General features: G+C 52.7%; 24 protein-coding genes. 14 read left to right on the top strand and 10 right to left on the bottom strand.

Annotated elements, in window-relative coordinates:
- Positions 1-5: 5 nt before the first annotated feature.
- On the top strand, positions 6-1,649 hold the full coding sequence (ade, locus tag D6024_RS01085) for an adenine deaminase (protein WP_121353442.1): 1,644 nt from the start codon (positions 6-8) through the stop codon (positions 1,647-1,649).
- A gap of 46 nt (positions 1,650-1,695) precedes the next feature.
- On the opposite strand, the gene D6024_RS01080 is transcribed toward ade, so the two are convergent.
- Positions 1,696-2,781 carry an anhydro-N-acetylmuramic acid kinase gene (locus D6024_RS01080; RefSeq protein WP_121352354.1) on the bottom strand — a complete coding sequence of 362 codons (1,086 nt, stop codon included), beginning with the start codon at positions 2,779-2,781 and terminating at the stop codon, positions 1,696-1,698.
- 56 nt (positions 2,782-2,837) lie between these two features.
- Between D6024_RS01080 and upp the strand changes: the two genes are divergently transcribed.
- Genes upp through D6024_RS01065 form a run of 3 tightly spaced genes read left to right on the top strand, consistent with a single transcriptional unit; the run spans position 2,838 to position 5,216 of the window.
- Positions 2,838-3,488 carry a uracil phosphoribosyltransferase gene (gene upp / locus D6024_RS01075; protein ID WP_121352352.1) on the top strand — a complete coding sequence of 217 codons (651 nt, stop codon included), beginning with the start codon at positions 2,838-2,840 and terminating at the stop codon, positions 3,486-3,488.
- A gap of 55 nt (positions 3,489-3,543) precedes the next feature.
- Positions 3,544-4,554, top strand: a complete 1,011-nt coding sequence (locus D6024_RS01070) for a PorP/SprF family type IX secretion system membrane protein (RefSeq protein ID WP_121353441.1) — start codon at positions 3,544-3,546, stop codon at positions 4,552-4,554.
- Positions 4,555-4,583: 29 nt separating this feature from the next.
- Positions 4,584-5,216, top strand: a complete 633-nt coding sequence (locus D6024_RS01065; protein ID WP_121352350.1) for a hypothetical protein — start codon at positions 4,584-4,586, stop codon at positions 5,214-5,216.
- A 9-nt stretch (positions 5,217-5,225) separates the two neighbouring features.
- On the opposite strand, the gene D6024_RS01060 is transcribed toward D6024_RS01065, so the two are convergent.
- Together D6024_RS01060 and D6024_RS01055 are read right to left on the bottom strand one after the other, a co-directional pair.
- Positions 5,226-6,656: an SLC13 family permease gene (locus D6024_RS01060; RefSeq protein ID WP_162944455.1), complete on the bottom strand. Its 1,431-nt coding sequence runs from the start codon at positions 6,654-6,656 to the stop codon at positions 5,226-5,228.
- A gap of 66 nt (positions 6,657-6,722) precedes the next feature.
- Complete coding sequence (locus D6024_RS01055; RefSeq protein ID WP_121352346.1) at positions 6,723-7,343, bottom strand: DNA-3-methyladenine glycosylase; 621 nt, start codon at positions 7,341-7,343, stop codon at positions 6,723-6,725.
- Between the two features lie 96 nt (positions 7,344-7,439).
- On the opposite strand from D6024_RS01055, the gene D6024_RS01050 reads away from it, so the two are divergent.
- From D6024_RS01050 to D6024_RS01030, 5 genes are all read left to right on the top strand, one after another.
- Positions 7,440-8,216, top strand: a complete 777-nt coding sequence (locus D6024_RS01050) for an EI24 domain-containing protein (RefSeq protein WP_121352344.1) — start codon at positions 7,440-7,442, stop codon at positions 8,214-8,216.
- 54 nt (positions 8,217-8,270) lie between these two features.
- Positions 8,271-8,981: an SAM-dependent methyltransferase gene (locus D6024_RS01045; RefSeq protein ID WP_121352343.1), complete on the top strand. Its 711-nt coding sequence runs from the start codon at positions 8,271-8,273 to the stop codon at positions 8,979-8,981.
- A 36-nt stretch (positions 8,982-9,017) separates the two neighbouring features.
- Positions 9,018-9,311, top strand: a complete 294-nt coding sequence (locus tag D6024_RS01040; RefSeq protein WP_121352341.1) for a hypothetical protein — start codon at positions 9,018-9,020, stop codon at positions 9,309-9,311.
- 178 nt (positions 9,312-9,489) lie between these two features.
- On the top strand, positions 9,490-11,037 hold the full coding sequence (gene dnaB, locus D6024_RS01035; protein WP_121352339.1) for a replicative DNA helicase: 1,548 nt from the start codon (positions 9,490-9,492) through the stop codon (positions 11,035-11,037).
- 119 nt (positions 11,038-11,156) lie between these two features.
- A complete protein-coding gene (locus D6024_RS01030) occupies positions 11,157-11,864 on the top strand; it encodes an RsmE family RNA methyltransferase (protein ID WP_121352337.1) in 708 nt (235 codons plus the stop codon).
- Positions 11,865-11,976: 112 nt separating this feature from the next.
- On the opposite strand, the gene D6024_RS01025 is transcribed toward D6024_RS01030, so the two are convergent.
- Positions 11,977-12,780: a TerC family protein gene (locus D6024_RS01025; RefSeq protein ID WP_121352335.1), complete on the bottom strand. Its 804-nt coding sequence runs from the start codon at positions 12,778-12,780 to the stop codon at positions 11,977-11,979.
- Positions 12,781-12,798: 18 nt separating this feature from the next.
- Positions 12,799-13,860: a quinone-dependent dihydroorotate dehydrogenase gene (locus D6024_RS01020; RefSeq protein ID WP_121352333.1), complete on the bottom strand. Its 1,062-nt coding sequence runs from the start codon at positions 13,858-13,860 to the stop codon at positions 12,799-12,801.
- 95 nt (positions 13,861-13,955) lie between these two features.
- Between D6024_RS01020 and D6024_RS01015 the strand changes: the two genes are divergently transcribed.
- The 5 genes from D6024_RS01015 to D6024_RS00995 all read left to right on the top strand — a co-directional run bounded on the left by D6024_RS01015 (position 13,956) and on the right by D6024_RS00995 (position 18,909).
- Complete coding sequence (locus tag D6024_RS01015) at positions 13,956-15,131, top strand: acetyl-CoA C-acyltransferase (RefSeq protein ID WP_121352331.1); 1,176 nt, start codon at positions 13,956-13,958, stop codon at positions 15,129-15,131.
- A gap of 123 nt (positions 15,132-15,254) precedes the next feature.
- Positions 15,255-15,671, top strand: coding sequence for a response regulator (locus D6024_RS01010; protein WP_121352329.1), 417 nt, complete (start codon positions 15,255-15,257; stop codon positions 15,669-15,671).
- A 1-nt stretch (position 15,672) separates the two neighbouring features.
- Positions 15,673-16,065 carry a response regulator gene (locus D6024_RS01005; protein WP_121352327.1) on the top strand — a complete coding sequence of 131 codons (393 nt, stop codon included), beginning with the start codon at positions 15,673-15,675 and terminating at the stop codon, positions 16,063-16,065.
- A 64-nt stretch (positions 16,066-16,129) separates the two neighbouring features.
- Positions 16,130-16,483, top strand: coding sequence for a hypothetical protein (locus D6024_RS01000; protein WP_121352326.1), 354 nt, complete (start codon positions 16,130-16,132; stop codon positions 16,481-16,483).
- A gap of 38 nt (positions 16,484-16,521) precedes the next feature.
- On the top strand, positions 16,522-18,909 hold the full coding sequence (locus D6024_RS00995; protein WP_121352324.1) for a TonB-dependent receptor: 2,388 nt from the start codon (positions 16,522-16,524) through the stop codon (positions 18,907-18,909).
- Between the two features lie 197 nt (positions 18,910-19,106).
- Here the strand turns inward: D6024_RS00995 and D6024_RS00990 are convergent, their stop codons facing one another.
- From D6024_RS00990 to D6024_RS00970, 5 genes are all read right to left on the bottom strand, one after another.
- The gene (locus tag D6024_RS00990) at positions 19,107-20,915 is read right to left on the bottom strand and encodes an ABC transporter ATP-binding protein (RefSeq protein ID WP_121352322.1); all 1,809 of its coding nucleotides are present in this window, start codon (positions 20,913-20,915) and stop codon (positions 19,107-19,109) included.
- Positions 20,916-20,931: 16 nt separating this feature from the next.
- The gene (locus tag D6024_RS00985; RefSeq protein WP_121352320.1) at positions 20,932-21,831 is read right to left on the bottom strand and encodes a hypothetical protein; all 900 of its coding nucleotides are present in this window, start codon (positions 21,829-21,831) and stop codon (positions 20,932-20,934) included.
- Positions 21,832-21,920: 89 nt separating this feature from the next.
- Positions 21,921-23,150, bottom strand: coding sequence for a glycosyltransferase (locus D6024_RS00980; protein ID WP_121352318.1), 1,230 nt, complete (start codon positions 23,148-23,150; stop codon positions 21,921-21,923).
- 24 nt (positions 23,151-23,174) lie between these two features.
- On the bottom strand, positions 23,175-23,945 hold the full coding sequence (locus D6024_RS00975; RefSeq protein ID WP_162944454.1) for a glycosyltransferase family 25 protein: 771 nt from the start codon (positions 23,943-23,945) through the stop codon (positions 23,175-23,177).
- Between the two features lie 216 nt (positions 23,946-24,161).
- The gene (locus D6024_RS00970) at positions 24,162-25,709 is read right to left on the bottom strand and encodes a YifB family Mg chelatase-like AAA ATPase (RefSeq protein WP_121352314.1); all 1,548 of its coding nucleotides are present in this window, start codon (positions 25,707-25,709) and stop codon (positions 24,162-24,164) included.
- Positions 25,710-25,758: the final 49 nt, after the last annotated feature.

The raw sequence follows: 25,758 nt of genomic DNA, 5'->3' as shown, positions 1-25,758 counted from the left end.
AAGGCATGAAGACAGTTATTGGCAATTTGGTTGATGTGCACCAGCAGCGGATTTACCCGGCAGACATACAAATCGAAGGAGAGCGGATTGTTTCCATAACGCCCAACCCCGGGCTCCAAACACCGAACTATATCCTGCCCGGTTTTGTGGATTCGCATATTCACATCGAAAGCTCGATGCTGATCCCGTCGGAGTTTGCCCGGCTGGCCGTGGTGCACGGCACCGTGGCCACAGTGAGCGACCCACACGAAATTGCCAACGTGTGTGGTGCCGATGGTGTGGCGTTCATGATCGAAAACGGTAAAACCGTGCCCTTTAAATTCAACTTTGGTGCCCCCAGTTGTGTGCCGGCAACATCCTTTGAAACGGCCGGAGCTGCGCTGGACAGCAAAGCGGTGGAAGACCTGCTGCAGCGCGAAGATGTTTTGTATCTGAGCGAGATGATGAACTTTCCCGGTGTGCTCAGCGGCGATGCGGAAGTGCTGAAAAAAATTGCGGCAGCCAAAAAATGGAACAAGCCTGTTGACGGTCATGCGCCGGGCCTGCGGGGAGAGGCGGCGAAGCAATACATCGACGCCGGCATTTCTACCGACCACGAATGTTTTACGGCAGAAGAAGCTCTGGATAAGCTGCAGTACGGCATGAAAATCCTGATCCGCGAAGGCAGCGCAGCCAAAAACTTCGAGGCGCTGATTGGCCTGTTGAACGATCATCCCGACAGCATCATGTTCTGCAGCGATGACAAGCATCCCGACAGCCTGGTGGAAGGACACATCAACCAGCTTTGTGCACGGGCCGTTGCAAAAGGTATCGATGTATTTAAGGTCGTAAAGGCGGCCTGCGTGAATCCCGTTGGGCATTACAAGCTGAAAGTCGGCTTGCTGCGGCAGAACGATTTTGCCGATTTTGTCGTGGTGAAGGACCTCGAAAATTTCGAGGTGCTGCAAACTTATGTCAACGGAGAACTGGTAGCGGAGAATGGAAAAAGCTTAATTGAAAATGCGCAATTGGCAACGGGGAAAGCCATCAATCGGTTCAATTGTTCGAAGAAGAAGCCGGAAGATTTTGTGGTGCCTTTCACCGGCCAGCCAACACTTTCTGTGATTGAAGCATTGGACGGGCAATTAATTACGAACGACCTTTCTGTACAACCAAACGTCGAAGCGGGAAATATTGTATCGGATCTAGAAAACGACGTCTTGAAAATCGTTGTGGTGAATCGATACGCCGATGCGCCTGTGGCCAAGGCCTTCATTAAAAATTTCGGTTTGAAAAAAGGGGCAATCGCATCTTCGGTTGCCCATGATTCGCACAACGTCGTTGCGGTTGGCGTGGATGACGAAAGCATCTGCCGCGCCGTCAACCTTGTCATCCAGGAAAAAGGCGGTGTTAGTTGCGTAGGCGAAGCGGACGCGATTGTTCCCTTGCCTGTGGGCGGCCTAATGAGCACCGACGACGGCTACAAAGTAGCGGAAAATTATGCCGCGATCGACAAAGCCGCAAAGCAATTGGGAAGTACCCTGTCTGCGCCGTTCATGACGCTGTCCTTTATGGCCCTGCTGGTGATCCCGCATTTGAAACTAAGCGACCTGGGTTTGTTCAACGGCGACAGCTTTTCGTTTGTCGATGGACAAGTGGCGAAGTCGTAAGAACTTCGCACCACACAAATTTACCTGTGACGCAGGTGTGCGATCCTCAGGCTTCCTGCCCGATCCACAAAGCGCCGCCGATGCTGTCGCGTTGGGCACCGGTAACGGACGAAAGCACGTTGTACTCCTGCCGCCAGCGCAACACACCCATCAAGGCCATGACCAGCGCTTCTTTGTATTGCACCAGTTTTTCTTCCGGTACCACGACCGCGATGTTCAGCGGCTGCAATTCTTCCGACAGCCGCTGTACCAGAAAGGTGTTGAAGGCCCCACCGCCGGTGACGAGTAGTTTGGCGTCCGGTCGTTGCGGGTTGGGGCGAATAGCCGCTTTTATTTGCTGCACGATGTGTTCAACATAAGTACGCAACGCATCGGTGGTAGAAAGATTGAATGAATCAACCAGCGGGTACACTTCGCTTGTTCCGAACTCATTGGCCAGCGATTTCGGGTAGGGCTGGCTGTAATAGGGAAGACCGGCCAGTTGCTGCAGCAGGGCTTCATTTATCCTTCCGCCGGAAGCCATTTCACCACCTGCATCGTACTCTTTTCCTTCCCGGGCCACCAGCATGTTCAGCACACGGTTGGCCGGGCACACGTCGAATGCGGTATACGCATCGTTTTCGCGGAACGAAATGTTGGCAATGCCGCCGATGTTCAGGTAATAGTCGTAGTTCTTCAGCAGCAATTTTTCGCCAATGGGAACGATGGGTGCTCCCTGTCCGCCAAAGGCCACGTCGAGGGCCCGCAGATCGCTGACAACAGGCAGTCCTGTTTCGGCGGCAATGGCGGCGCCGTCGCCCAGTTGCGCGGTCATTTTGGGCGGGATGTGAAAGGTTGTATGACCGTGGGAAGAAACCAGGCTGGCCTTGTAATGGAGGTTGTTTTCGTCAATAAAGCGATTGATTTCTTTGCCAATATAGTGACCGTATTCCGCATGCAGCAGTTGATAATCCAGCGCTGTGAGAGAGGTGGCAGTTTGCAGCCTTTCTTTCCAGTCGGCCGGATAGGCATAACAGTCAGCGGCAACAATGTCGAACTGCCAGGTGCCCGATTGGTGCAGCAGTTCGACAAACGCAATGTCCAATCCATCCAAGGAACTTCCACTCATAACACCAATGGCCCGGTATAACATAATTTCCGATTTATAGTTTCTGAATTTTAATTTTGGCGAAGGTAGAATTTGAACCAATGGTAATTAATCTAAGCAAAGAACATTCTTTAGTGAGTAACTGGGTAGCCGAGTTGAGAGATGTCACAATACAAAACGACCGCATGCGTTTCCGCCGCAACCTGGAGCGCATCGGCGAAGTGGCGGCCTTCGAGATCAGCCGCCGCCTTCCCTATGTCGAAAAAGAAATTCAAACACCGCTGGGCACAGCAATCTGCGAGGTGCTGGAGGAGCAGCCTGTATTAACCACCATCCTGCGTGCCGGCCTTGCCCTGCACAACGGGTTGCTGAGTTATTTTGACAGGGCCGACAATGCCTTTGTCTCGGCCTATCGCAAACACAAGCCCGATGGCAGTTTCGACATCATGCTGGAATATTTGTCCTGCCCGGAGATCGATGGCCGTACGCTGATCATTTCCGATCCCATGCTGGCCACCGGTGCCTCCCTGGTCAAGACCATCGAATACCTGAAAGAAGAAGGCAGGCCCAAATCCATCCATATCGTTACCGCTATTGCCTGCACCGTTGGAATCGAGTTCGTACACCTGCACGTTCCGGAAGCTGCCATCTGGTGCGGCGCCATCGACGACGAACTGACCGCCAAGGGCTACATTGTACCCGGGCTGGGCGACGCCGGCGACCTGGCGTTCGGTACCAAAGTGCAGTCCTGACAAAAAAAAATTGCCGGGAAGGCGTTTTGGCTTAATTTACTTCCACTTTGAGATAATGAAAAAAACTGTCTGCTTTTTAATCCTGCTTTGCATTGGGAGGCTGGCGAGTGCGCAAGACCCGAACTTCTCGCAATTCTTCGCTTCTCCGCTGACCCTGAATCCTGCACTGACCGGAAAGTTCGACGGGGTGCTACGTGTTGCAGGCAATTATCGCAACCAATGGCCGACCATCAACAACGCATTTACCACCTATACGGCTTCGATCGACGGCAGCATTCTGAAAAGCCACGTTCCCGAGTTCGACCAGTTTGGCGTGGGACTGCTGGCATTTTCCGATAAGAGCGGCAACGGTGTGCTGCAAAACAACTTTATCGGCCTGTCCACGGCTTACCACAAAGCGCTGGACGAAAACGGCTTTAACCAGTTGGGACTGGGTTTCCAGGGAACTTTTGTTACAAAAACACTCAACATCAACGGGCTTCATTTTGAAGACATGCTGCGGTCCGATGGTTTTACCGGGATCACCACGGAATCATTTTCCGGGACAAGCATGCATGTTTCCTATTTCGATCTGAACGCCGGCATGCTGTTCAACGGGTCGACAGATGGAAGCAACAACTATTACGTTGGTGCATCGATGTACCACCTCACCCGTCCGAAGGAAACCTTCCAGGAAGGCAATTACCTGAAAGATCCGCGGCTCACGCTGCAGGCCGGCGGCATGATGCCACTGGCCGATAACAACGCCTTTCACTTCAGTGCTATCCACAGCCGGCAGGCCGGGGCCTACAACACGGTGATCGGCGGTGCCTACATGCTCAACCTGGACAACGATCCGGAGAGTCCGCGCAATCTTTACCTGGGTTCCTGGTTCCGCCTCGGCGATGCCGCCATTCCATACATCGGCCTGGAGTTTGGCTCCCTGCATTTTGGGGCGACCTATGACGTGAACCTTTCCAAACTGAAACCCGGATCGAACATGCGGGGCGGGGCGGAATTTTCACTCATCTACGTTCAAAAGGCAAGTGACCCGAACGCCAAAAAACTAAACTGCCCGAAGTTTTAGATTCCCCCTGTATATTTCAATTTCAATTCATGAAAAAAATCAACCAAACTGCTGCTGGTTTCTTGTTTCTTATTGCCCTTCTGCCCGTTACTTCCGTGTATGCACAAACAGCAAACAAAGCGGAGTTTGAAAAAGCCATCATCGCCGAGTTCTGCGATTCGTTTTCCAAAAAGCTTCCGAATATGAGCAGGGAAAACATGACGACTGAAATGGGCATGGTGATCCTGCCGCTGTTTTCAAAGTACAGTACGCAGATCGAAAGCGAGTGGGGACTGAGCACCAGCAAAACCACCGACTACCGGTCGATTGGTGAGAGGATCGGACAACTGGCCACGCTCAATTGCCCTTCTTTCCAGGAATATGTCAAAGCCAACATGAATGAAATTGTCTCCAACCAATCGACAAGCGCATCCAAAACTTTTTCGGGGAATCTGGTTAGGATAGAAGGGAAACCGTTTACATACCTACTGGTGCAAAACAGCCAGGGACGCACCGATAAATTTTACTGGTTGGAATTTTTCCCTGGCGCAGAGAAGCTGCAATCCGCCCCAATTACACTCCTGAACAAGCCACTTAGGATCATGTACAGGGAAATGGAAGTGTACCAGGCAAGTGAAAAAGAATACAGGGTCGTCAAGGTAATCACCAAAATAGACTTCTAAGTTTTCGCTTTACACGTTAAAGACCAGCGGCAACAACAGCCAGCAAAACAGCGTGATCAGGATAACGGAAATGATATTCATGATAAAGCCTACCCGTGTCATGTGTTTTAGTTTGATGTAGCCACTGGAGAATGCAATGGCATTGGGCGGTGTGCCCATCGGCAGCATGCTGGCACAGGAGGCCAGTGTCATGGGAATACCCAGGAGAAGCGGGTGCATATGGGATGCTTCGGCCAGCCCGCTCACCACGGGTGCAAACACAATCACCTGCGCCACGTTGCTCATCACTTCGGAAATAAACAGCGAGACCAGGGTAACCAGGAAAATGAGCAGAAAAGTGTTTAGGCCAAAATGGGCAAACCAGTTTCCCAATTGTTCAATCAGCCCCGCTTTTTCAAGGGCGCCGGCCAGCGCAATGCCGCCGCCAAACAGCAGCAGGATACCCCAGGCCATGTTCTTCGTGTCTTTCCATTCCAGCAAGGCATCGCTGTTTTCTCCGCTGGGGGTGATGAAGAGTGCCGTGGCTCCCAGGATCGCAATCATGTTGTCGTCGAGCTTTAGCGGACCGATTTTGTTCAGCAGGTCTTTGGTAATCCAGAGCAGCGCCGTTACCAGGAAAATGACCAGCACCCGCTTTTCGGCCGTTGAATAAGGACCCAGTTGCCGCAGCTCGTTGTGAATGATGGACCGGGTGGTTTCGTTGCTTTTCATGCCATTGGGATAGAGCCATTTTACCATAACGAGGTACAACAAAAAAAGCAGCAGCAGGGAGAGTGGTGCACACACCATCGCCCAGTCGGAAAAGGCAATCGTTGCCTGATAGCGTTTGTTATAGAAGCCGGCATAGGCCACATTGGGCGGCGTGCCGATCAGGGTGGCGATGCCGCCAAAATTCGATGCCAGCGCAATGGCGATCATGATGGACATGGCAAAATTGGACAGGCCTTTTTGGTGAGGACTGTTGGCTTCCATCACCTTCACGACAGAAAGGGCAATCGGAAACATCATCATGGTGGTAGCGGTGTTGCTCAGCCACATACTGATCAAGCCCGTGGACAGGATAAAACCGAGGATGATGCGGTCGCCGCTGGTGCCGGTAAGGCGTACGATGTTCAGTGCAATGCGCCGGTGAAGGTTCCATTTTTCAATGGCAAGGCCCAGCATAAAGCCGCCCATGAACAAGTAAATGACAGGGTTGGCATAGCCGGACGCGGTTGTGTCGATCGGGGCAATTCCAAAAAGCGGGAAAAGGATCAAGGGCAACAGGGCCACAACGGGCATGGGAAGCGCTTCGGTCACCCACAGGCTGATCATGAGCACCGCAAAGCTGATCACTTTTGCAGCCTCCGGTTTTACGCCGAACGGGTTGGTGAAGAAAATAAGCACAGCAAGCGTGACACAAATCAGTGCAATCAGTTGTTTGGAAAATTTGATCTGCAACGAAAAAGTTTTGCCGAAGAAAGAATGCAAACGGCAAACCTCAAAATTTAAACGGGAAGAAGCCTTTTACTTCGCACGCCTGCCGTTGGCCCTGGTGCCGCTGACATAGGGATTGTCTTTCAGGTAAAAGCGGTAATGCCATTCGGCATGTGCACCGGCATAGTCAACACCGATTCGGGGCGACGCAACAATGTCTTCTTCCCGGATGCGAAAACCATCATCGGCAATATAAAGTTCAGCACTGGTCAACGAAAGCCCGCACTGCGAGGTGTGAAAGCCAAAGGCCTTGCCCACCCGTCCCGGCCCACTCGTGACAGACGGATCCCACTTCTTTTTTCCGGTGCGTTGCAGCATGATGTCTTTGCCGGCGATCGGTTCCACGGCCCTGATCAGGATGGCGTGCGGTTCGCCTTCCGTCGACGTCACGATGTTGAACATCTGGTGTATGCCGTAACAGAGGTATACATAGGCCCGTCCGCCGGCGCCGTACATCACTTCCGTTCGTTGCGTCCGGCCCTTCGATGCATGCGAAGCCCGGTCCAGTTCACCTGCATAGGCTTCGGTTTCAACTATGCGGCCCGACGTGAGTGCACCATCCCAGTTGGTGACCAGCACTTTTCCGAGCAGCTCTTTTGCGATCGTCACCACGTCTTCGCGGAGGTAAAAGGAGAGGGGGAGTTTCTTCATTTGCAGGAACGATTGTTTGGAGACAATTTTGCAGCCACAGTTTCAGGCCTGCCGTTTGCCTTTTCACGTCTATATTTACCGCCATAAATCTACGGGTTGCTCAAAGAAATCATCATTGCGATACAGTCTTTTTTTGATGCGCACAATTTCATCCGCAAGCACCGGTTGTGGAAATGGATCCTGATTCCGGGTGTGGTGTACATGATCCTTTTTATAGTGGGCATGTACTTTTTCTGGAATTCTTCCGATGCAGCCGTTACCTGGCTTAGCCGGCGCATCGGGCTGGAGACCTGGCTGCAAAAAGAGCGCAGCGAGTGGCTCAGCTTTTTGTTCGTGATGGCCGGCCTGATCCTGCGGCTGCTGCTGGTGTTCTTTTATTTTTCCTGGTTCAAATACCTTTTCCTCATTATCGGTTCGCCGGTGTTTGCCTATTTAAGCGAGAAAACATCAAGCATCATCGAAGGCAAGGATTTCCCGTTTTCGCTTTCGCAGTTGCTGAAAGACATGTGGCGTGGCATCCGTGTGGCGCTGCGCAATTCGCTGTGGCAAACGGTCTATGTTTTTTCCATCCTGCTGCTTTCGCTGATCCCGTTGTTTGGCTGGGTAACGCCGATGGTAGGCTTGTTCATGGAATGTTACTACTATGGCTTTTCCATGCTGGATTACAGCCTCGAACGCAACCGTGTGCCGGCCTCGGCGAGCATCGATTACATCGGGCATCACCGCGGACTGGCGATCGGCAATGGCCTGATGTTTTACCTGATGCACGCCGTCGTCCTGGTGGGCTGGGTACTGGCACCGGCGTATGCAGTTGTTGCGGCCACATTAAGCCTGTATAAAGTGCAGCAGCAGTTGGAACCGCAGAACAGGTGAATAGTGAAGTGAACGCAAACCTCGAACGCCGAACAAGAAACAACAAACGCTCTCATGCCTGCAACCGTTTACCTGATACCAACCGTTTTAGCTGAAGGTGCTACCGGCTGCCTGCCGGCTTATCTACTGGACGCGGTAAAAGCCTGTTCGGTCTTCTTTGTCGAAAACGAACGCACGGCACGGCGCTACCTGAAGTTGCTTTGGAAAGAAATGGTGATCGACGACTATGAATGGTACAACATGCAGGAAGTGACGCCGGCCATTGCTGCTGCCTTTCAGCAAAAGCTGAAAGACGGGAGAACGATCGGTGTGATCAGCGAGGCGGGTTGTCCCGGCGTGGCCGACCCGGGCCAGGTGCTGGTGCACCTGGCGCAACAACAAAGGGCAACCGTAAAGCCGCTGGTGGGTCCCAATTCCATTTTGCTGGCCCTGATGGCCAGTGGCATGAACGGGCAGCGGTTTCAGTTCGTGGGCTACCTGCCGATCGACTCAGGCGAGCGGGGAAAAGCCATTCGTGCACTCGAAAGCGAGTCGAAGCAAAAAGACTGTACGCAGATTTTTATTGAAACACCGTATCGCAACAACCAGCTTTTGGAAGCGCTGCTGAAAACCTGCCAGCCGCAAACACAGATTTGCGTGGCGGCCGACCTTACCGGGACATCGGAAAGCGTACAGACAAAAACGGTACAGCAGTGGAAGGCGGGACTACCGCAGTTGCACAAACGGCCGGTCATTTTCCTTCTTTACGGCGGCACAACCTCCTGACGGAGAGCTTTCTGTCGAAAAAAACGGGAAGCTATTTTGAACCAAGGTTATCATCCTGACAACACAAAGCACCGCACAAAAATTTATCAACAGTCTTGGGTCGAACCGATTTTCGGGTTTGGCGATGGCAAACCGACGGGCAGGCGCACCCTTTTTTGCATCGGGCAGGGCGCCCGGGCTGGGCTTTCGCCGGATTTACGTTACCAAGAAAAAGGCGGTTTTTTTTCGCACAAAAACTTGTGCACAACTGGACAAAAGATGCTAAAAAAATTGGAATTTTGTGCACAACAGATCGGCAGGCGTGTATATCTGCCGGAAAGCTGTGTATAACCTGTGAAGAGCGCTGTGGATTAATTTAAACGTTACGGAATTGTTATCAGGGGCTTTTATCCGCCTATATTCGTTAACCGACGGACGGAAACCTGCGGATCACCAATTGCCAGCAAACTTCATAGATGTACAAATTTTCCGTGTCAAGTGAGGGGGCGTCAATGCTAAAAAATTTTGTATGGATCTAACGAATCTCAACCGCGATAAAAAGAAGGGACGCAAAGCGTCGCTCGATCTAAGTACCATGGTTTACGGCAAGGTGCCGCCGCAGGCAAGAGAACTGGAAGAAGCGGTGCTGGGTGCCATCATGCTGGAGAAAGGTGCGTTCGATACGGTCGCCGAGATTTTGAAATCGGAATGTTATTACGTCGATGCACACCAGCGCATCTTCAGGGCCATGAAAACCCTGTCGAACAAAAGCCAGCCGATCGACATGCTGACCGTGGTGGAAGAACTTCGCTCCAACGAAGAGTTGGACATTGTTGGCGGCCCCTATTATATCACGAAGCTGACCAATGCCGTTACCTCCTCGGCACACATCGAAGCCCACTCGCGGATCATCCTGCAAAAATTTATTCAGCGCGAACTGATCCGCATTAGCGGCGAGATTATTTCCGATGCGTACGAAGAAAGCACCGACGTGTTTGACCTGCTCGATGATGCGGAAAGCAAGATCTACAAGGTGACTTCCGAACACCTGCGCAACAGCGTGGAAACGATCGACACGGTGTTGGTAAAAACGATCCAGCGCATCGAGGACATGCGCAACCGGAACGAAGAGATCACCGGTGTACCCAGCGGTTTTGCCCACCTCGATAAAATCACCTACGGCTGGCAGAGCACGGACCTGATTATCCTGGCCGCTCGTCCCTCGGTGGGTAAAACGGCCTTTGCCCTTAACCTTGCCCGTAATGCGGCCCTGCATCCCACCAAGCCTACGCCTGTTGCCGTGTTCTCTTTGGAGATGAGTGCGGCGCAATTGGTGCAACGTATTCTTTCGGCCGAAAGCGAAATTCACCTGGAGAAGATTGCCCGGGGAAAGATGGAAGATTACGAAATGGAGCAGTTGTACAAAAAAGGAATCCAACGGCTGGCCGATGCCAAACTGTTTATTGACGATACGGCCTCGCTGAACATTTTTGAACTGCGGGCCAAGTGCCGCCGCCTGAAAAACTCCCACAACATCGGGTTGATCATCATCGACTACCTGCAGTTGATGAGCGGGACCGGGGAGGGAAAAAATACCAACCGTGAACAGGAGATCTCGAACATCTCGCGAAGCTTGAAAGGTCTTGCCAAAGAATTGCAGGTGCCGGTGATTGCCCTTTCGCAGTTAAGCCGTGAGGTGGAGAAACGCAAAGACGGCAATAAGATGCCGCAGTTGAGTGACCTTCGTGAATCGGGTGCTATCGAACAGGATGCGGACATGGTGTGCTTTATTTACCGTCCGGAATACCACGAAATCCAGCAAAACGAGATGGGCGAAAGCGTGAAGGGAGAAACCCACCTGCGGATCGCCAAACACCGGAACGGTTCGCTGGAGAACCTGAAGTTCCGTGCACGGCTGGAAATACAGAAATTCTTTGAAGACTCGGGCGATGAGTTTGGCGGCGGCTTTAGCATGCCACCCAACTGGAAACCGGTAACTGATTCCGAAGGACCGAAGCTTTATATCCAAACGGGCAGCAAGATGAACGACCTGCCGGATGACGACGATCCGTTCTAAGGCTAAGTGTTCAAAAGATGGAAAAGAGAGAAAGAGACATCAAAGCCACTCTTTCTCTCTTTTCTTTTTAAACCTATCTGTACTGAATAAGATTTCTCTTTGTCTCTTAGCTTCGCAGCATGGCGCTTTCGTATTTTTTTGTGGAGGAAATAAGCAACGGCTTGCTGCAGTTGGAGGAAGACACATCCAAGCACATGATCGGTGTGTTGCGCATGGAAAAAGGAGAGGACGTCTTGCTCACCGATGGCCAGGGCCGTAAAGCAACGGCGCAGATCGTTGACGACAACCGCAAGCGTTGCGTCGTACAGGTCTCGGCTGTAAAGGAAGAACCGGAAAGCATGCCCAGGGTGAGCATTGCGATTTCCATTGTCAAGAATGCATCCCGCTTCGAATGGTTTTTGGAAAAAGCAACAGAGATCGGCGTGAATGAAATCATTCCGCTTCTTTGCGAACGGACGGAAAAAGAAAAGTTCCGCTACGACCGGATGAAAGGTATTTTGGTTAGCGCCATGCTGCAATCGCAGCAAGCCTGGTTGCCCCTCTTACACGAGCCGCAAAATTTTCCGGACGCGGTAAAAAATGCAAAGCAGGAAAGCAGGTTCATTGCCCATTGCCTGCCCGATCAAAAGACTCAACTGTCATCCCGCATCCGCCAACCCTCAGCCCTTATCCTCATTGGCCCCGAAGGGGATTTTACACCCAAAGAAATTGCGCTGGCCCTGAACGAAGGCTTTCAACCCGTTGCCCTGGGGAATACGCGGCTGCGAACCGAAACAGCCGGCATTGTAGCGGCCACACTTCTGAAGATGAATGCCTCACTACTATGAAACGATGCGGCTGCATCAGTAAGACGGGAAAGGCGAAATGGAAGGCCTTTTGTTTGACGTCTGCCGTCTCACCTTTCTCTATGGCTTGGCAGCGGGCTGGTTGAGTGCCTGTTTAATGCGCTTCGTCTGAAATGTTTTCTTCATTCGAACGGAGGATCGGTTCGTGCAGTTCTACAACTTTTCTTTGCCGTTTGCGCTTGAACATCGTCATGTTCAGCAATTCTACGCCAAACGAAAAGGCCATGCCAAAGTAGATGTAGTTTTTCAGGTGCAGTTCTTCGGCCTTTTCCGCAGCCCAGCCTTCAATGACAAGGCTTAACCCGATCATCACCAAAAACGAAAGTGCCAGCATTTTGAGCGTTGGGTGTTTGTGGATGAAGGATGAAATTTTGGGGCTGAATAAAAACATGATGATCATGGCAATGACAACGGCGGCGATCATAATTTCAACGTGTTTGGCCGTGCCGCCTGCTGTAATCACACTGTCGAAGGAAAACACGGTATCAATGAGCATGATTTGCAGAATGGCTTTGCCAAACGAAAGGTAAGCCGCGTTGCCAAGGCCGCCTTCTTCGTCGTCGCCTTCCAGCTTGCCATGAATTTCTTTTACCGACTTGTAAATCAAAAACAGCCCGCCTACGAGCATCACCAGGCTTGCCAGGTCAAAGCCTTTTTCCCCAACGCTAAACAATGGTTTGCCCCGTTGCGAAAGCAGCCAGCTCAATCCCATTAATAATATGCTGCGGATAATAATGCCGCTGATCATCCAGGCACGCCGTGCCTTTTTTTTCATGTCTTCTTTCAGGCGGTTTAAGATGAGGCTCACAAAAATGACATTATCAATACCCAGCACGACTTCTAGAATCACCAATACCAAAAAACTAACAAGACTTTCTACCGAGAATAATTCTGCCATAAAACTGATTAAAAATAATTACGCAAATGCCCCGCAAATTCTTTTTACAATTCCCGGGCCTTCATAGATAAAACCTGTCCACACTTCGATAAGGGAAGCGCCTGCTGCCAGCTTGTTTCGGGCATCATCAACTGTAAAAATGCCGCCGGACCCAATGAGGGGAATTTGCCCGCCTGTTTTTTGATGGATATAGCGAACGATCTCCGTGCTTCGCTGTTCCAGCGGCTTCCCGCTGACGCCACCGGCACCGATGGCCTGCACTTCGCCGGCGGCCGTCTGAAGACCCGCACGGCTGATGGTGGTATTGGTTGCCACAAGGCCGTCAAGGCTGATCTCTTTGGCCAGGTCTATCACATCGTCAATCTGCTCCAGGGTAAGGTCGGGTGCAATTTTTAAAAGGATGGGTCTTGGGTGCGCAAAGGTTTTGTTCATCTCCTGCAAATGCGTCAGGATTTTCTTCAGCGCGTCTTTCTCCTGCAACTCCCGCAAGCCCGGTGTGTTGGGCGAGCTGACATTCACCACAAAAAAATCCACGTAGGGATGCAGGGTGCGAAAGCAAATCTCGTAGTCCTTCCAGGCTTCTTCGTTGGGCGTGGTTTTGTTCTTGCCGATGTTGCCGCCGATGAGCAGAGCTGGCGGGTAGCGACTGTCCTCTTTCCTCTGCGACCTGCCATCATTCTTTCTCCACTGTTTCAGGCGCTTTGCAACAGCATCCACGCCATCGTTGTTAAACCCCATGCGATTGATCAGTGCCTTGTCTTTTGGCAGGCGGAAAAGCCTTGGCTTGTCGTTTCCTGCCTGCGGCCGGGGCGTTACGGTGCCGATCTCCACGAAGCCAAACCCAAGCGTTTCCAGTTCCCGCAAATACCGGGCGTTTTTGTCAAAGCCGGCGCCAAGACCAACACGGTTCGGAAAGGAAAGCCCGAACGCCGGAAATGCAGCGGCTTTCGGACGAAAATAGTTTCGAAGGGCTTTGCGTACAAAACCAACCGAACAAAAAAGAGTCAGGGCACGCATGGAAAACGAATGCGCCGTTTCGGCGGACAGCAAAAATAAAACGCGTCGGATTGCCTGGTACATGGGTTGCGAAGATAGGAGAAGCGGCGGGAAGCATGCATTGGTTGTTGGTGCAACCAATTCCCTTTTTCCCTATTTTTAGTACACAAAATTTTGCTATGCAGGAAGCCTATATTGTAGCCGGATTCAGAACCGCAGTCGGCAAAGCCAAACGGGGCGGGTTCCGGTTTTATCGTCCGGACGACCTGGCGATTGATCTGATAAAAGGGTTGCTGGCCACTGTGCCGCAACTCGACAGGAAACAGATCGATGATGTGATCGTGGGAAATGCCGTGCCCGAGGCCGAGCAGGGTTTGCAGGTGGGCCGCATCATTGCCGCCCGGGCGGTGGGCTTCGATACCCCCGGCATGACGGTAAACCGCTATTGTGCATCCGGCTTGGAAACCATTGCCATTGCCACGGCTAAAATTCGGATGGGCATGGCCGATTGCATCATTGCCGGTGGGACCGAAAGCATGAGCCTCGTACCCACGGCCGGGTGGAAAACCGTTCCTGCCTACTCCATTGCCAAAGACGAACCGGATTATTACCTCAGCATGGGCCTTACGGCCGAAGCCGTGGCGAAAGAATACAACGTAAGCCGCGACGACCAGGACGAATTTGCCCTGCAGTCGCACCAGAAAGCCCTGAAAGCCATCGAGGCAGGTTACTTCAGGGACGGCATTCTGCCCATGGAAGTGGAGCAGGTGTACGTGGATGAAAAAGGGAAAAAAGCAACAAAAAAATTCACGGTCGATACAGACGAAGGGCCCCGTGCCGATACCTCGCGGGAAGCCCTGGCCAAATTAAAACCGGCGTTTGCTGCCGGTGGTACCGTAACGGCCGGCAATTCTTCACAAACCTCTGACGGTGCTGCGTTTGTTCTCGTTATGAGCGAACGGCTGGTCAGGGAATTGGGTGTTCAACCCATTGGCCGACTCGTAGCCTGCGCATCGGCCGGTGTGCATCCACGCATCATGGGTATCGGGCCGGTGGCGGCCATTCCGAAAGTGCTGCAACAGGCCGGGATGAACCTCGGCCAGATCGATTTAACAGAGCTGAATGAAGCCTTTGCCTCGCAGGCCCTGGCCGTTATCCGCGAAGCCGGGCTGAACCCGGGTACTGTCAATGTCAACGGTGGTGCCATTGCCCTTGGCCATCCGCTTGGCTGCACCGGTGCCAAACTCACTATCCAGAACCTGGCTGACCTGAAGCGCACGGGGAAAAAATACGGCATGATCACCGCCTGTGTAGGTGGGGGTCAGGGCATCGCTGGTATCCTCGAGCGGCTCTGAGAGATTTTTTGGTGTTTGTCTGGCAGAAAAGGGGTTTCAACTGCGTGAAGAGGAACCTCATCTTTTTGGTATGAATTATTACGGTAAATCGTTATATTCGTTTTGCCACCAACCACCAATTTTATGACCACCACCAGCACCACCAATGCAACCATACTGTACATCGACGATGACAGTGATGATTGCCTGATCCTCCGGTCTTCCATGGAAGATGCCGGAAACAAGGCCAGGCTCATTTGCGCCAGCGACGGCGAAGAGGCCATGCAATACCTCAATGCTGTTCCCGCTGCATCGCTTCCTAACCTGATTGTACTCGACATCAACATGCCCCGCTGGGACGGAAGACGAACGTTGAGTTACCTGAAATCGCAGCCGCACCTGGCCGGTATTCCCGTTGTTGTGTTCTCTACCTCCGACAACAAAACGGACAAGGAATTTTTTGCGCAATTGGGGGCTGCTTCTTATTTTAAAAAGCCCTATAAGTACGACGAATACATCACCATTGTGAACAATTTTAACCGGTATATGAAAGCCTCCTGACGTGGGGAAATTTGTTTTATATGCTGATGATGATGTGGACGACCGTGCCTGTGTGCAGGAAACCTGCAGCAGACTCGGCGCCTCCCTGGCTGTTTCGTTCCTGCAAAACGGCCAGGAAGTGTTGGACTTTCTGCAACCGCTGTCTACGGCAGAAATGCCTGCCCTGATCGTCCTTGACCTCAACATGCCTAAACTGGATGGCCGGCAAACCCTCAAGCGGTTAAAAGGGCATCCGCGGTTTGGACACATCCCGGTCGCTATTGTTTCTACCTCCTCCAGCAATCTTGACCGTGAAACCTGTCGATACCTGGGCGCCGATCTTTATTTAAGCAAGCCGCATACATTCACGGCCTGGCAGACCATCCTGCAGCAACTCATTCCTTTCGTTGGTTGAGCATTTTGCCGGTACTTTTGCACAATGGCGGCATTTTTGCCATCTACGCTACCGAAAGGAATCTATGGATTTGAACGGCAACGACCGGATACGAAAGAAAGGGGGCTTTTTCCTGCTGTTGGTTTTTGCACTGAGCATTACACCCAGAACATTCCTGCACGAAGCCTTTGCCGGTCACCGGGATGGGATTGTATGCCAGCACCCGGGAAAAAATCTACCTTGCTTTCACCGGCAGGCCTTTCACTGTTCGTTCAACGACCTGGTGGTAACGGCCCCTTATCTCGCACCCCTGCCTTTGGCAGTTGCTGCGCCCCCTTGTTTCGACAACCGGCCGGTGTCGTTTTTTCTTCCCGCTCTTTTACCGGCAGTGCTCCTCCGCGCCGAAAACCGCGGCCCTCCTGTTGGTCGACCAAGCTGATTTTTCTTTCTCTTATTTTTTCAACAAAACGATTTGCCATGAGGGCATGCCTACTGGTTATTTTCTTTTCTTTCATTTATCTGTTTTCGTTTTCCCAGCCAGCCAACAAGATCACCCTGAGCGGAAAAGTGATCGATGCGCAAACCGGTGAGCCCCTGGCTGGCGCTTCAATTTCGCTTGCCGAGGCCCGCATTGGCGGCCTTACCGACACGGCGGGCAACTACACAATCAAAAACGTGCCGGCTGGCCACCATACAATCGAAGTGAGTTATTCCGGGTTCAATACCCTGGTGGAGCATCTCGATATCAAAGAAAGCACCGTCAAGAATTTTTCCGTTGCGCCTTCCGTAAAAGAGCAACTGGGCGTGACCATCACCGGGGTGGCCCATGCCACGTCGATTCGCAATGCGCCTATCGCGGTAACGGTGATGCGTAAACAGGAAATGCTGCAAACGCCGGCGACAAACATCATCGACCTGATATCGCGACAGCCTGGCGTGTCGCAGGTCAGTACCGGCCCGGCCGTGTCAAAGCCGGTGATCCGCGGCCTTGGATTTAACCGCGTGGTGGTGGTGAACGACGGTGTGCGGCAGGAAGGCCAGCAATGGGGCGAGGAGCACGGCGTAGAGATCGATGAACTGAGCGTGAACCGTGCCGAAGTGCTCAAAGGTCCCGCTTCGCTGATGTACGGAAGTGATGCACTGGCCGGCGTGATCAATTTTATTACCAATGTGCCGGTTACGGATGGCACGGTGCATGGCAATATCTACACCAATTACCAAAGCAACAATTCCATGGTCGGGCTGAACGGCAACCTGGCCGGCAATCAAAACGGGTTTAACTGGAATGTGTACGGCTCATTGCGTACGGCCGGCGACTACCACAATCGCTACGATGGTGCCGTGCTGAACTCCCGCTTCAACGAAAAAAACCTGGGCGGTTACGTAGGGCTGAACAAAAGCTGGGGCTTCAGCCATTTGATCTTTAGCTCGTTTAACCAGAACCTGGGTTTGGTGGAGGGAAGAAGGGACTCCGCAACTGGAAAGTTCCTGCTCTATGCCGACACGCCGCTCGAGCGCATTGCCGCCACCGGCGATTACGAAGGGCATTCGCCTCTTGTGCCCTACCAGAATGTCCGCCACTACAAGGTGATCTCCGACAACAGTTTCAACATTGGGCACAGCCGTGTGAAACTAAACCTGGCCTGGCAAAACAATTTGCGCAAGGAATTCGGCGATGCGGAAAAACCGGAGGCGGCCAACATGTTTTTCGACCTGAAGACACTGAGCTATAACCTACAGTGGACCTTGCCGCAAGTGCGGGACTGGCAAACAACCCTCGGCGTTAGCGGCATGCAGCAAGCCAACCGCAATCGTGGCGAGGAGGTGATCATCCCGGCCTATAACCTGTTCGACATCGGGACGTTTTTGTTTACCCAACGGTTCTTTGAAAAAACAACCCTGACCGGCGGCCTTCGTTTCGATCACCGCACCATCCATTCCAAAGAATTGATGGAAGGTGGCACAACCAAGTTCGCCCCCTTCACCCGCAACTTCGCCAACGTTTCGGGCAGTGCGGGCCTTAGCTACCGGGCTTCGCATGCGGTGACGCTGAAAGCAAATGTGGCCAAGGGATTCAGGGCGCCGGCGCTTTCCGAACTGGCTTCAAACGGCGCACACGAGGGCACCTACCGCTACGAGATCGGGCAACAAAACCTGCGCAGCGAAAAAAGCTTCCAGGCCGATGCCGGCCTCGAAGTCGACCACCTGCACTTTAACCTTACACTGAACGCTTTCTACAACCATATCAATGATTTTATTTTCTACCGCCGTTTGCAAAACCGCGCCGGTGAGGACTCCATCATTGAAAACAACGGGCAGGCCTTCCAGGTCTTTGCGTTCAGCCAGAACACCGCCAGCCTGGCCGGCGTTGAAGCGCAACTGGACATCCATCCGCACCCGTTGGACTGGTTGCATTTTGAAAACACGTTTTCCTATGTGCGGGGCACCTTTGGCGAAGCATTGGACGGTAGTAAAAACCTGCCGCAGATTCCGGCCGTACGGCTGAACAGCGAGTTGAGAGCGCATTTTCAAAAGACGGGAAAAAGCCTGCGCAACCTGTATTTTCTTGTCGAAGCCAATTCCGTTTTCCGGCAGGTTCACCCGTTCACCGGCTACAACACCGAAACCTCAACACGGGGATATGTGTTGTACAACAGCGGGGTCGGAACCGATTTCGTTTCGAAGAAAGGAAAGACCGTTGCCAGCCTGCACCTGGCCTTGAACAACATCACCGATGTGGCCTACCAGGAGCATTTGAGCCGGTTGAAATACACGGACGTGAACAACCTGACCGGCCGGCAGGGCGTGTTCAACATGGGCCGGAATTTTTCCGTGAAACTGAACGTGCCCATTAACGTAAAGTAAAAAGCATCGTCACCATCAAAAGGAGGGGAGAGGCTTGAACACAGGCCCTGGCTTTCGCACGATGCAACAAAGCCTCAGTCTTATAAAGCTGAGGCTTTGTTTTATTTATGAGACGAGCGATCGAATTGTTTGGCATCGCCTGTTGCGTCGCACACTTCAGCGTTCAAAACATGGCCGGGCAGGAAAAAAACACTTGCTTACGCCGGCATCTGTGCGGTTGCCACGCCGCCCTTGGGGGGCAGGGGGGCTGTTTTCCGTTCGCCGATCTGTTGCCGCCACATGGCATAGTACAAACCTTTTTCTTCCAGCAAGCTTTCGTGTGTGCCGGTTTCGGTTACAATGCCTCTTTCCAACACATAAATCCGGTCGGCGTGCATGATGGTCGACAGGCGGTGCGCAATGAGAATGGTGATCTGGTTTTGCAGCGACGAAACCGTGCGGATGGTTTTGCCGATCTCTTCTTCCGTCAGCGAATCCAATGCGGATGTGGCTTCGTCGAAGATCAGCAGGTTGGGTTTGCGGATCAGCGCACGGGCAATGGACAAACGCTGCTTTTCGCCGCCCGATAATTTCAGGCCGCCTTCACCGATCATCGTATCGATACCTTTCTCGGCACGAAGCAAAAGATTGTTGCAGGATGCTTTTTGCAACGCATCCAAAAGATCGTCTTCCGATGCTTCCGGGTTTACGAACAGGAGGTTTTCGCGGATCGTGCCGCTAAAGAGTTGTGTATCCTGTGTAACGAAGCCGATCTGCCTGCGCAGGTCATCGAAGAAGATGCTGTTTTCGTCCAGGCTATTGTAAAAAATATTGCCTTCGAGCGGACGATACAAACCCACCAGCAATTTCATCAGCGTGGTTTTTCCCGAACCCGACGGGCCCACAAACGCAATGGTTTCGCCTTTTTGTGTTTTGAAGGAAATGTTGTCGATGGCCTTGTGTTGCGCCGTCTGGTGTTTGAACGAAACGTGGCGGAACTCCAGTGTCTGCACGGGGCCTAGATGCCTGGGCTGGCCCGGCTCTTTCTCGGGCTCTTTCTTCATCAGGTTTTCAAAATTGTTGAGCGAGGCTTCGGCTTCACGATAACTCAAAAGAATGTTGCCGATATCCTGCAGCGGACCAAAAACAAAAAAGGAAAAGATCTGCATGGTGGCCAGTTGCCCGGCCGATAATTTACCCTGGTACACCACCCACAACAACATAAAAAGAATCACCTGCCGCAGCGTGTTCACAAAGGTGCCCTGTACAAACGAAATGCTGCGGATACGTTTTACCTTGGTCAGTTCAAGACCGAGAATCTTGTAGGTGTTTTTGTTCAGGCGTTCCACTTCCTGGCCTGTCAGCCCAAGGCTTTTCACCAGTTCGATGTTGCGCAAGCTTTCCGTTGTAGTGCCGGCCAGGGAGGTTGTTTGCGAAACGATGACTTTTTGAATGGTCTTGACTTTTTTGCTCAACAGGTTCGAGATCACCACCAGCAGGGCAATGCCGCCGAAATAGATGAATGGAAGCGACCAGTGGATATTGGAGGCAAAAATGGCTACGAAAACGATGCCCACGATAACCGTAAATAAAACGTTGACAAACGAGTTCATGAACCGCTCAGTATCTGTCCGCACTTTTTGCAGAATGCTCAACGTTTCGCCGCTGCGCTGGTCTTCAAATTCCTGGTAGGGCAGGCGCATGGCATGCTTGAGGCCATCGGTAAAAACCTTTGCCCCGAATTTTTGCTGAATGACATTGAGGAAATAATCCTGGAAGTTTTTGGCAATGCGGCTCACCATGGCCACGCCAATGGAAGCACCCAGCAGCCAAAGCACCGGCGTGGCAAAACTCCAGAAGAAAGAAGGATAGGCGGATTTGTTGTTGGTATACCTGTTCGCCAGGTCAATCAGCCGGCCAAAGATGATGGGATCGATCAGGGAGAACCCAATGTTCATGGCCGCCAGCAGCAGCACCAGGAACACAAGTCCCTTGTATGGTTTAAGATAATTGAGCAAAACTTTCATAATGTAAAGCTACGGGCTAGAGTCGTTTTTCATACGGCGCTATTTTCCAGGCCTTGCCCGACAACTGGCGGATCAGCCGCTGCAGCAAAGGCAGGTTCTCGTAGGCATTCTTCTCGGCCTGGATGGCCATGGCATCGATGGCATTCAGCTTTTTTATCAGGTTGGGAATGCTTTCTTCCGCGTTGGCTGTAAAGAACCGTTGCAGCAGGCGGCGAAACTCTTTCAGGTTCCAGTAATGTGCTACTTCGTTTTCGGCAGTTTGTACGGTGCCGCTGGTTTGCATGCAGTAGCTAAAGGCAAACTGCTCGGCAATGTGTTTGGGAAATTGGGCATAAACCGCATCGGTCAGGGCCAGCACGTCGTGCAGGATTGCCTTGTTGGCATGCCGAAGTCCCACCACGCCGGCGTTATACATTTTCAGCGACGGGCTGAACTGGAGCTCTTTGTCGTTGAAACGAATCGGCGTGGTGGAAAGAAAATTCTCCCATTTGTGAAAAGAGGGGCTGAGGGTTTTGTCGATCACGCCTTCGTAAGCATGCAGGTAAAACACGCCTTTGCCGATGTTTTCAAAAACCGGTTGAATGGGTGCGGTAAGGTAGGTGTCGGTATCGCAGTAGAGCACATTACCCTCGAAGGTGCGCAGAAAATCGATCAGCATTTCAATTTTTACCCGGTGCACAAAATTGATGGTGCCCCGCCATTGCTGCACGCGGTCCTTCGTCAAAGGCCGCGTAGACAGGTAGGGCAGAAAAGGTTGAAAGTCGGCAAACGCATTCGGCGTATCGGTGTACACCACGATGCCCGTATGAACCGGCGGGGTCAGGTTGTATACCTGTAAATACTTCAAAAGAGAATAACGGCATTCGTTCACGAAGTCCTGACCGCCGTAGGCCTGATACAAAAGTGCGTTCTGCATAGTTTCTGTTAAGTGCAAACTTACTCATTGCCGTGTAGCAGAAGTAATGCCAACCCTAAATGAGGTGTCGCCCGATAGCAGAAACCCGGTCACCGGGCAGCAGGCTGCAATTGCCGGAGAAAGCGCTCTTCCGGGGAAGCCGGGAATTTTTCAGCAAACCGCGCAAACGATTGCCTGCCGGCCACCGGCCACTGGTTTTTATGCTGCCAGGCCTTTTCCAGCACGGCGTCGATTTGGCCGACAGAAGCGTTGGCGGCCATCCAGCCGTTCCGGTCTTCTTCTACCCAGGAAGGCATATCGCCAACCTTGCTTACGACCACAGGACGGGCCATGGCCATGGCTTCCATAACGGCCAGCGGCATGGCATCGCGGTGCGTGATCTGCAATACCAGGTGTGCCTGCTGCAACACGTCTTTGACGTTGGACGAATGGCCCATCAACGCCACTTTCTCCGACAGTCCAAGCTGGCCGATGAGTCCCTGCAGCAGGGACTTGTCATTGCCTTTTCCGTAGAGCGATAAATGCCAGTCGCGGATCTTCCATTTGGGCGAAGCCAGCGCCTTCAGCAGGTTGTCCTGCGCCTTGCGGCTCACATCCAGTTCGGCAAGCATGACCAGCGAAACTGTTTGTTCCAGCGCAGGATAGGGAGCCGGTGCGGACGGGGGTATAAAGGTGATGGGGTTGATGAAAACACCGCTGTGCGGGATGGAGATGTGGAGCTTTTCTTCCAGTGTTTCCCCAATCCGCCGTGCGGCAAAGAGATTGGCCGCAGCCCCGCCAATCCACCGGCGAAGGCGCTTTGCCTTGGCCGGTTTAAAGTTTGCTCCTTCGTCGTAATTGTGAAACAACAGGGCATAGGCCGGTAGTTTTCGATAGAGGTTTTTCCAGGTGGACGTGTAGATCTCGAAGCCGCCGAGGTTTACCACAACAAGGCTGTAGTCGTGAAAGGGAAGGTTGCCGGCAATTTGGTTTACCTGCCACCGGCTGATTTTGTACCGGAGCCGTTCACCAAGATTTGCTTTGTCCCGGCCCTTGTTGGGCAACAGGTAGACCTGGCAGCCGGCCTTTCGCAACGTTTCGATCTTTTGCTCTTTTTCTTTCCATGCATAAAAAGCGCAACCCACCTTCAGGCCCTTTGCCGCTGCCTGCAGGGCTGTGCGGTACCACAACTCTTCGCTTCCGCCCCAGGCAGCGCCATTCATCAGCGAAAGAAAAAAAATGGAATCCATCAGCGGCGATTTGCCTGCAACAATACAGAGAAAACCAAACTTTTCGTGAAAGGGGCCGGAAGGGGTTAGCGCAGCATGCAGGCAGCGCATTTTTTCTGTTTGCAGCAAACGCCGTTACAGCCTGTCGTTGAGATAGGAAGCAGTGGACCTGCCAAGCTGGTACTGCTGGTAAAAGATCCTGGGCCACACCACATAACCGTTCACAATTTCATTGGTAACGGCATGGGCGGTGAGGTTGTCGGCAATAAAGGAGATCGGCTCTTGCAGGTGCAGCAGTTTGCGGGCAGCCGATTGCGTGATGGCATAGGCATGAATGCAGTCGTGGTAACCGGCCCGGTAAACGTGCGGCGCTATTTTTTTCGGGTAGAGGTGGTTGATGGTGGCATGGGAGAACCGGATGGCATGGAAAAGCCGCAAGAAATGATAAAACAGTTTTTTGAATACAAGGCCGGCAGGCGCTTTTTCCCGTTCGGCAAAACCGAAATAAACCAGTTCCCAATCCGCGGGCAGTTCCCGGACGATTGCCGGGAAGTTTTGTGCGGCAGCCGCGTCGAGCACCACGTCGTCTTCCATGATGAGGACTTTCTGAAAACCGTTTTGTACCACGTCACGATACACTTCGGCATGACTCCAGGAAACGCAGACCTGACCTGCCTGCATGGGTTTTCCGTACCGGTGGTGCCGGCGTGCCAGCGTTTCGTTGTAAATGCCGTCTGCCTGCAATTGCTCTACGGAAAAATGCTGTTTATCCTTGCCGAAAAAGAAAGTGTAGTTCAACCCGTCCAGTTCTTTCCGGATCTGCGCCTGTCGGTCGCCTGCACGCTCAAGCGTGATGACATAGATCTTGTCGAAGAATTGATTCAGTTGTGAAAAAAAAGCCTGCACGTCATCCATTTTTTGAAATGTCTCCTGGCGAAGAGCGCATGCAAAGGAAAGACAAATTCACGGTTCATGTCGGCGGATGATGTAGCGATGGGCAAAAGTCGGAAAGCGTCAACTCGTTTTTTCTTTGGGATCTGTGTGGTTTTCTTTCGGACAGGCCAGGGACACGCCACGGCGTGTCACTACATCGATATTCAACATTCCTGGTTCTTCCGTTCCCTATCCCGCCCAGCCTTCGCGGTCCAGGCTGCGGTACTGGATGGCTTCGGCCAGGTGCTCGATTTTGATTTCGGGACTTTCCGCCAGGTCGGCGATGGTGCGGGACACTTTGAGGATACGGTCGTAAGCCCGTGCCGAAAGATTCAGCCGTTCCATGGCCGTCTTGAGCAAATTCTGACCGGGCGTGGAGATGACGCAAATTTCCTTGAGCATCTTGCTGCTCATTTGCGCATTGCAGTAAATACCGCTGTGGGTTTTGTAACGTTCTTCCTGGATGGTTCTTGCCTTGATTACTTTTTCACGGATGGTTTCGGACGCCTCCTGTGGCCTGAGAGCCGCCAGTTCACTGAAGGGCACCGGCGTGACTTCCACGTGCAGGTCAATGCGGTCCAGGAGCGGCCCCGAGATCTTGTTCAAATATTTCTGCACGGCACCGGGTGGACAGGTGCAGGCTTTTTCCGGGTGGTTGTAGTAGCCGCAGGGGCAGGGGTTCATCGATGCGATCAGCATGAACGAGGCGGGAAAGTCTACGGCCACCTTGGCCCGCGAGATCGTGATCCGCCGTTCTTCCATCGGCTGGCGCATCACTTCCAACACGGTCCGTTTAAACTCGGGCAGTTCGTCGAGAAACAGCACACCGTTGTGGGCCAGTGAAATTTCTCCCGGTTGGGGAACGCCGCCGCCGCCCACAAGCCCGGCATCGGAAATAGTGTGGTGGGGACTCCGGAAGGGACGCCTCGAGATGAGGGTCGTGTTCTCCGGCAGCTTGCCCGCCACCGAATGGATCTTGGTGGTCTCCAGTGCTTCGTGCAGCGAAAGGGGCGGCAGGATGGTGGGCAGGCGCTTGGCCAGCATGGTTTTTCCGGCACCGGGCGGGCCGATCAGGATGGCATTGTGACCGCCAGCAGCGGCAATTTCCAGGGCCCGTTTGATGTTTTCCTGCCCTTTGACATCGGCAAAGTCGATCTCGAAATCGTACTGGCTTTCGAAGAATTCATCCCGCGTGTTCACCTTCACCGGCTGCAGGCTTTGTTCGCCGCTTTCAAAAAATTCGATCACCTCCCGGATGTGTTTCACGCCGTACACGTCCAGGTTATTCACCATGCCGGCTTCCCGGGCATTGGCCGTGGGGACGATCAATCCTTTAAAGCCTTCCTTGCGGGCCTGGATGGCAATGGGCAGGGCGCCTTTGATGGGCCGCACTTCGCCGTCCAGACTCAGCTCGCCCATGATGATGAATTTGTCCATCGCTTCGGCGTTTTTCATTTGCCGGGCGGCGGCCAGGATACCAACGGCAATGGGGAGGTCAAAGGCGGTGCCGCTCTTTTTAATGTCGGCCGGGGCAAGGTTCACCACGATCCGGGTGCGGGGCATTTCCTTGCCGATGCATTTAAAGGTGCTTTCGATGCGCTGCAGGCTTTCCTTCACGGCATTGTCGGCCAGGCCCACGATGGTGCAGCCCGTGTTGGATCCCATCCAGTTAACCTCCACGGTGATGGTGATGGCTTCCACGCCGTAGACCGCACTGCCAAAGGTTTTTACAAGCATGCGCAAAGATAGTTTTGGTGTTGGGGAATCTAAAAGTGACAATTTTTTT

Source organism: Flavisolibacter nicotianae, from assembly GCF_003628535.1.
In the GTDB taxonomy this organism is placed as follows: Bacteria; Bacteroidota; Bacteroidia; order Chitinophagales; family Chitinophagaceae; genus Flavisolibacter; species Flavisolibacter nicotianae.
This window is presented reverse-complemented; position numbering and strand designations above follow the sequence as displayed.

Bases quoted from the DNA above. Each gene is read 5' to 3' on its own strand.
- dnaB (WP_121352339.1), top strand. From the start codon at position 9,490: ATGGATCTAACGAATCTCAACCGCGATAAAAAGAAGGGACGCAAAGCG.
- D6024_RS01045 (WP_121352343.1), top strand. From the start codon at position 8,271: ATGCCTGCAACCGTTTACCTGATACCAACCGTTTTAGCTGAAGGTGCT.
- D6024_RS01065 (WP_121352350.1), top strand. From the start codon at position 4,584: ATGAAAAAAATCAACCAAACTGCTGCTGGTTTCTTGTTTCTTATTGCC.
- D6024_RS00995 (WP_121352324.1), top strand. From the start codon at position 16,522: ATGAGGGCATGCCTACTGGTTATTTTCTTTTCTTTCATTTATCTGTTT.
- D6024_RS00985 (WP_121352320.1), bottom strand. From the start codon at position 21,831: ATGCAGAACGCACTTTTGTATCAGGCCTACGGCGGTCAGGACTTCGTG.
- D6024_RS01020 (WP_121352333.1), bottom strand. From the start codon at position 13,860: ATGTACCAGGCAATCCGACGCGTTTTATTTTTGCTGTCCGCCGAAACG.
- D6024_RS01025 (WP_121352335.1), bottom strand. From the start codon at position 12,780: ATGGCAGAATTATTCTCGGTAGAAAGTCTTGTTAGTTTTTTGGTATTG.
- D6024_RS01015 (WP_121352331.1), top strand. From the start codon at position 13,956: ATGCAGGAAGCCTATATTGTAGCCGGATTCAGAACCGCAGTCGGCAAA.
- D6024_RS00980 (WP_121352318.1), bottom strand. From the start codon at position 23,150: ATGCGCTGCCTGCATGCTGCGCTAACCCCTTCCGGCCCCTTTCACGAA.
- D6024_RS01070 (WP_121353441.1), top strand. From the start codon at position 3,544: ATGAAAAAAACTGTCTGCTTTTTAATCCTGCTTTGCATTGGGAGGCTG.
- D6024_RS00990 (WP_121352322.1), bottom strand. From the start codon at position 20,915: ATGAAAGTTTTGCTCAATTATCTTAAACCATACAAGGGACTTGTGTTC.
- D6024_RS00970 (WP_121352314.1), bottom strand. From the start codon at position 25,709: ATGCTTGTAAAAACCTTTGGCAGTGCGGTCTACGGCGTGGAAGCCATC.
- D6024_RS01080 (WP_121352354.1), bottom strand. From the start codon at position 2,781: ATGTTATACCGGGCCATTGGTGTTATGAGTGGAAGTTCCTTGGATGGA.
- D6024_RS01000 (WP_121352326.1), top strand. From the start codon at position 16,130: ATGGATTTGAACGGCAACGACCGGATACGAAAGAAAGGGGGCTTTTTC.
- D6024_RS01055 (WP_121352346.1), bottom strand. From the start codon at position 7,343: ATGAAGAAACTCCCCCTCTCCTTTTACCTCCGCGAAGACGTGGTGACG.
- upp (WP_121352352.1), top strand. From the start codon at position 2,838: ATGGTAATTAATCTAAGCAAAGAACATTCTTTAGTGAGTAACTGGGTA.
- ade (WP_121353442.1), top strand. From the start codon at position 6: ATGAAGACAGTTATTGGCAATTTGGTTGATGTGCACCAGCAGCGGATT.
- D6024_RS01010 (WP_121352329.1), top strand. From the start codon at position 15,255: ATGACCACCACCAGCACCACCAATGCAACCATACTGTACATCGACGAT.
- D6024_RS01030 (WP_121352337.1), top strand. From the start codon at position 11,157: ATGGCGCTTTCGTATTTTTTTGTGGAGGAAATAAGCAACGGCTTGCTG.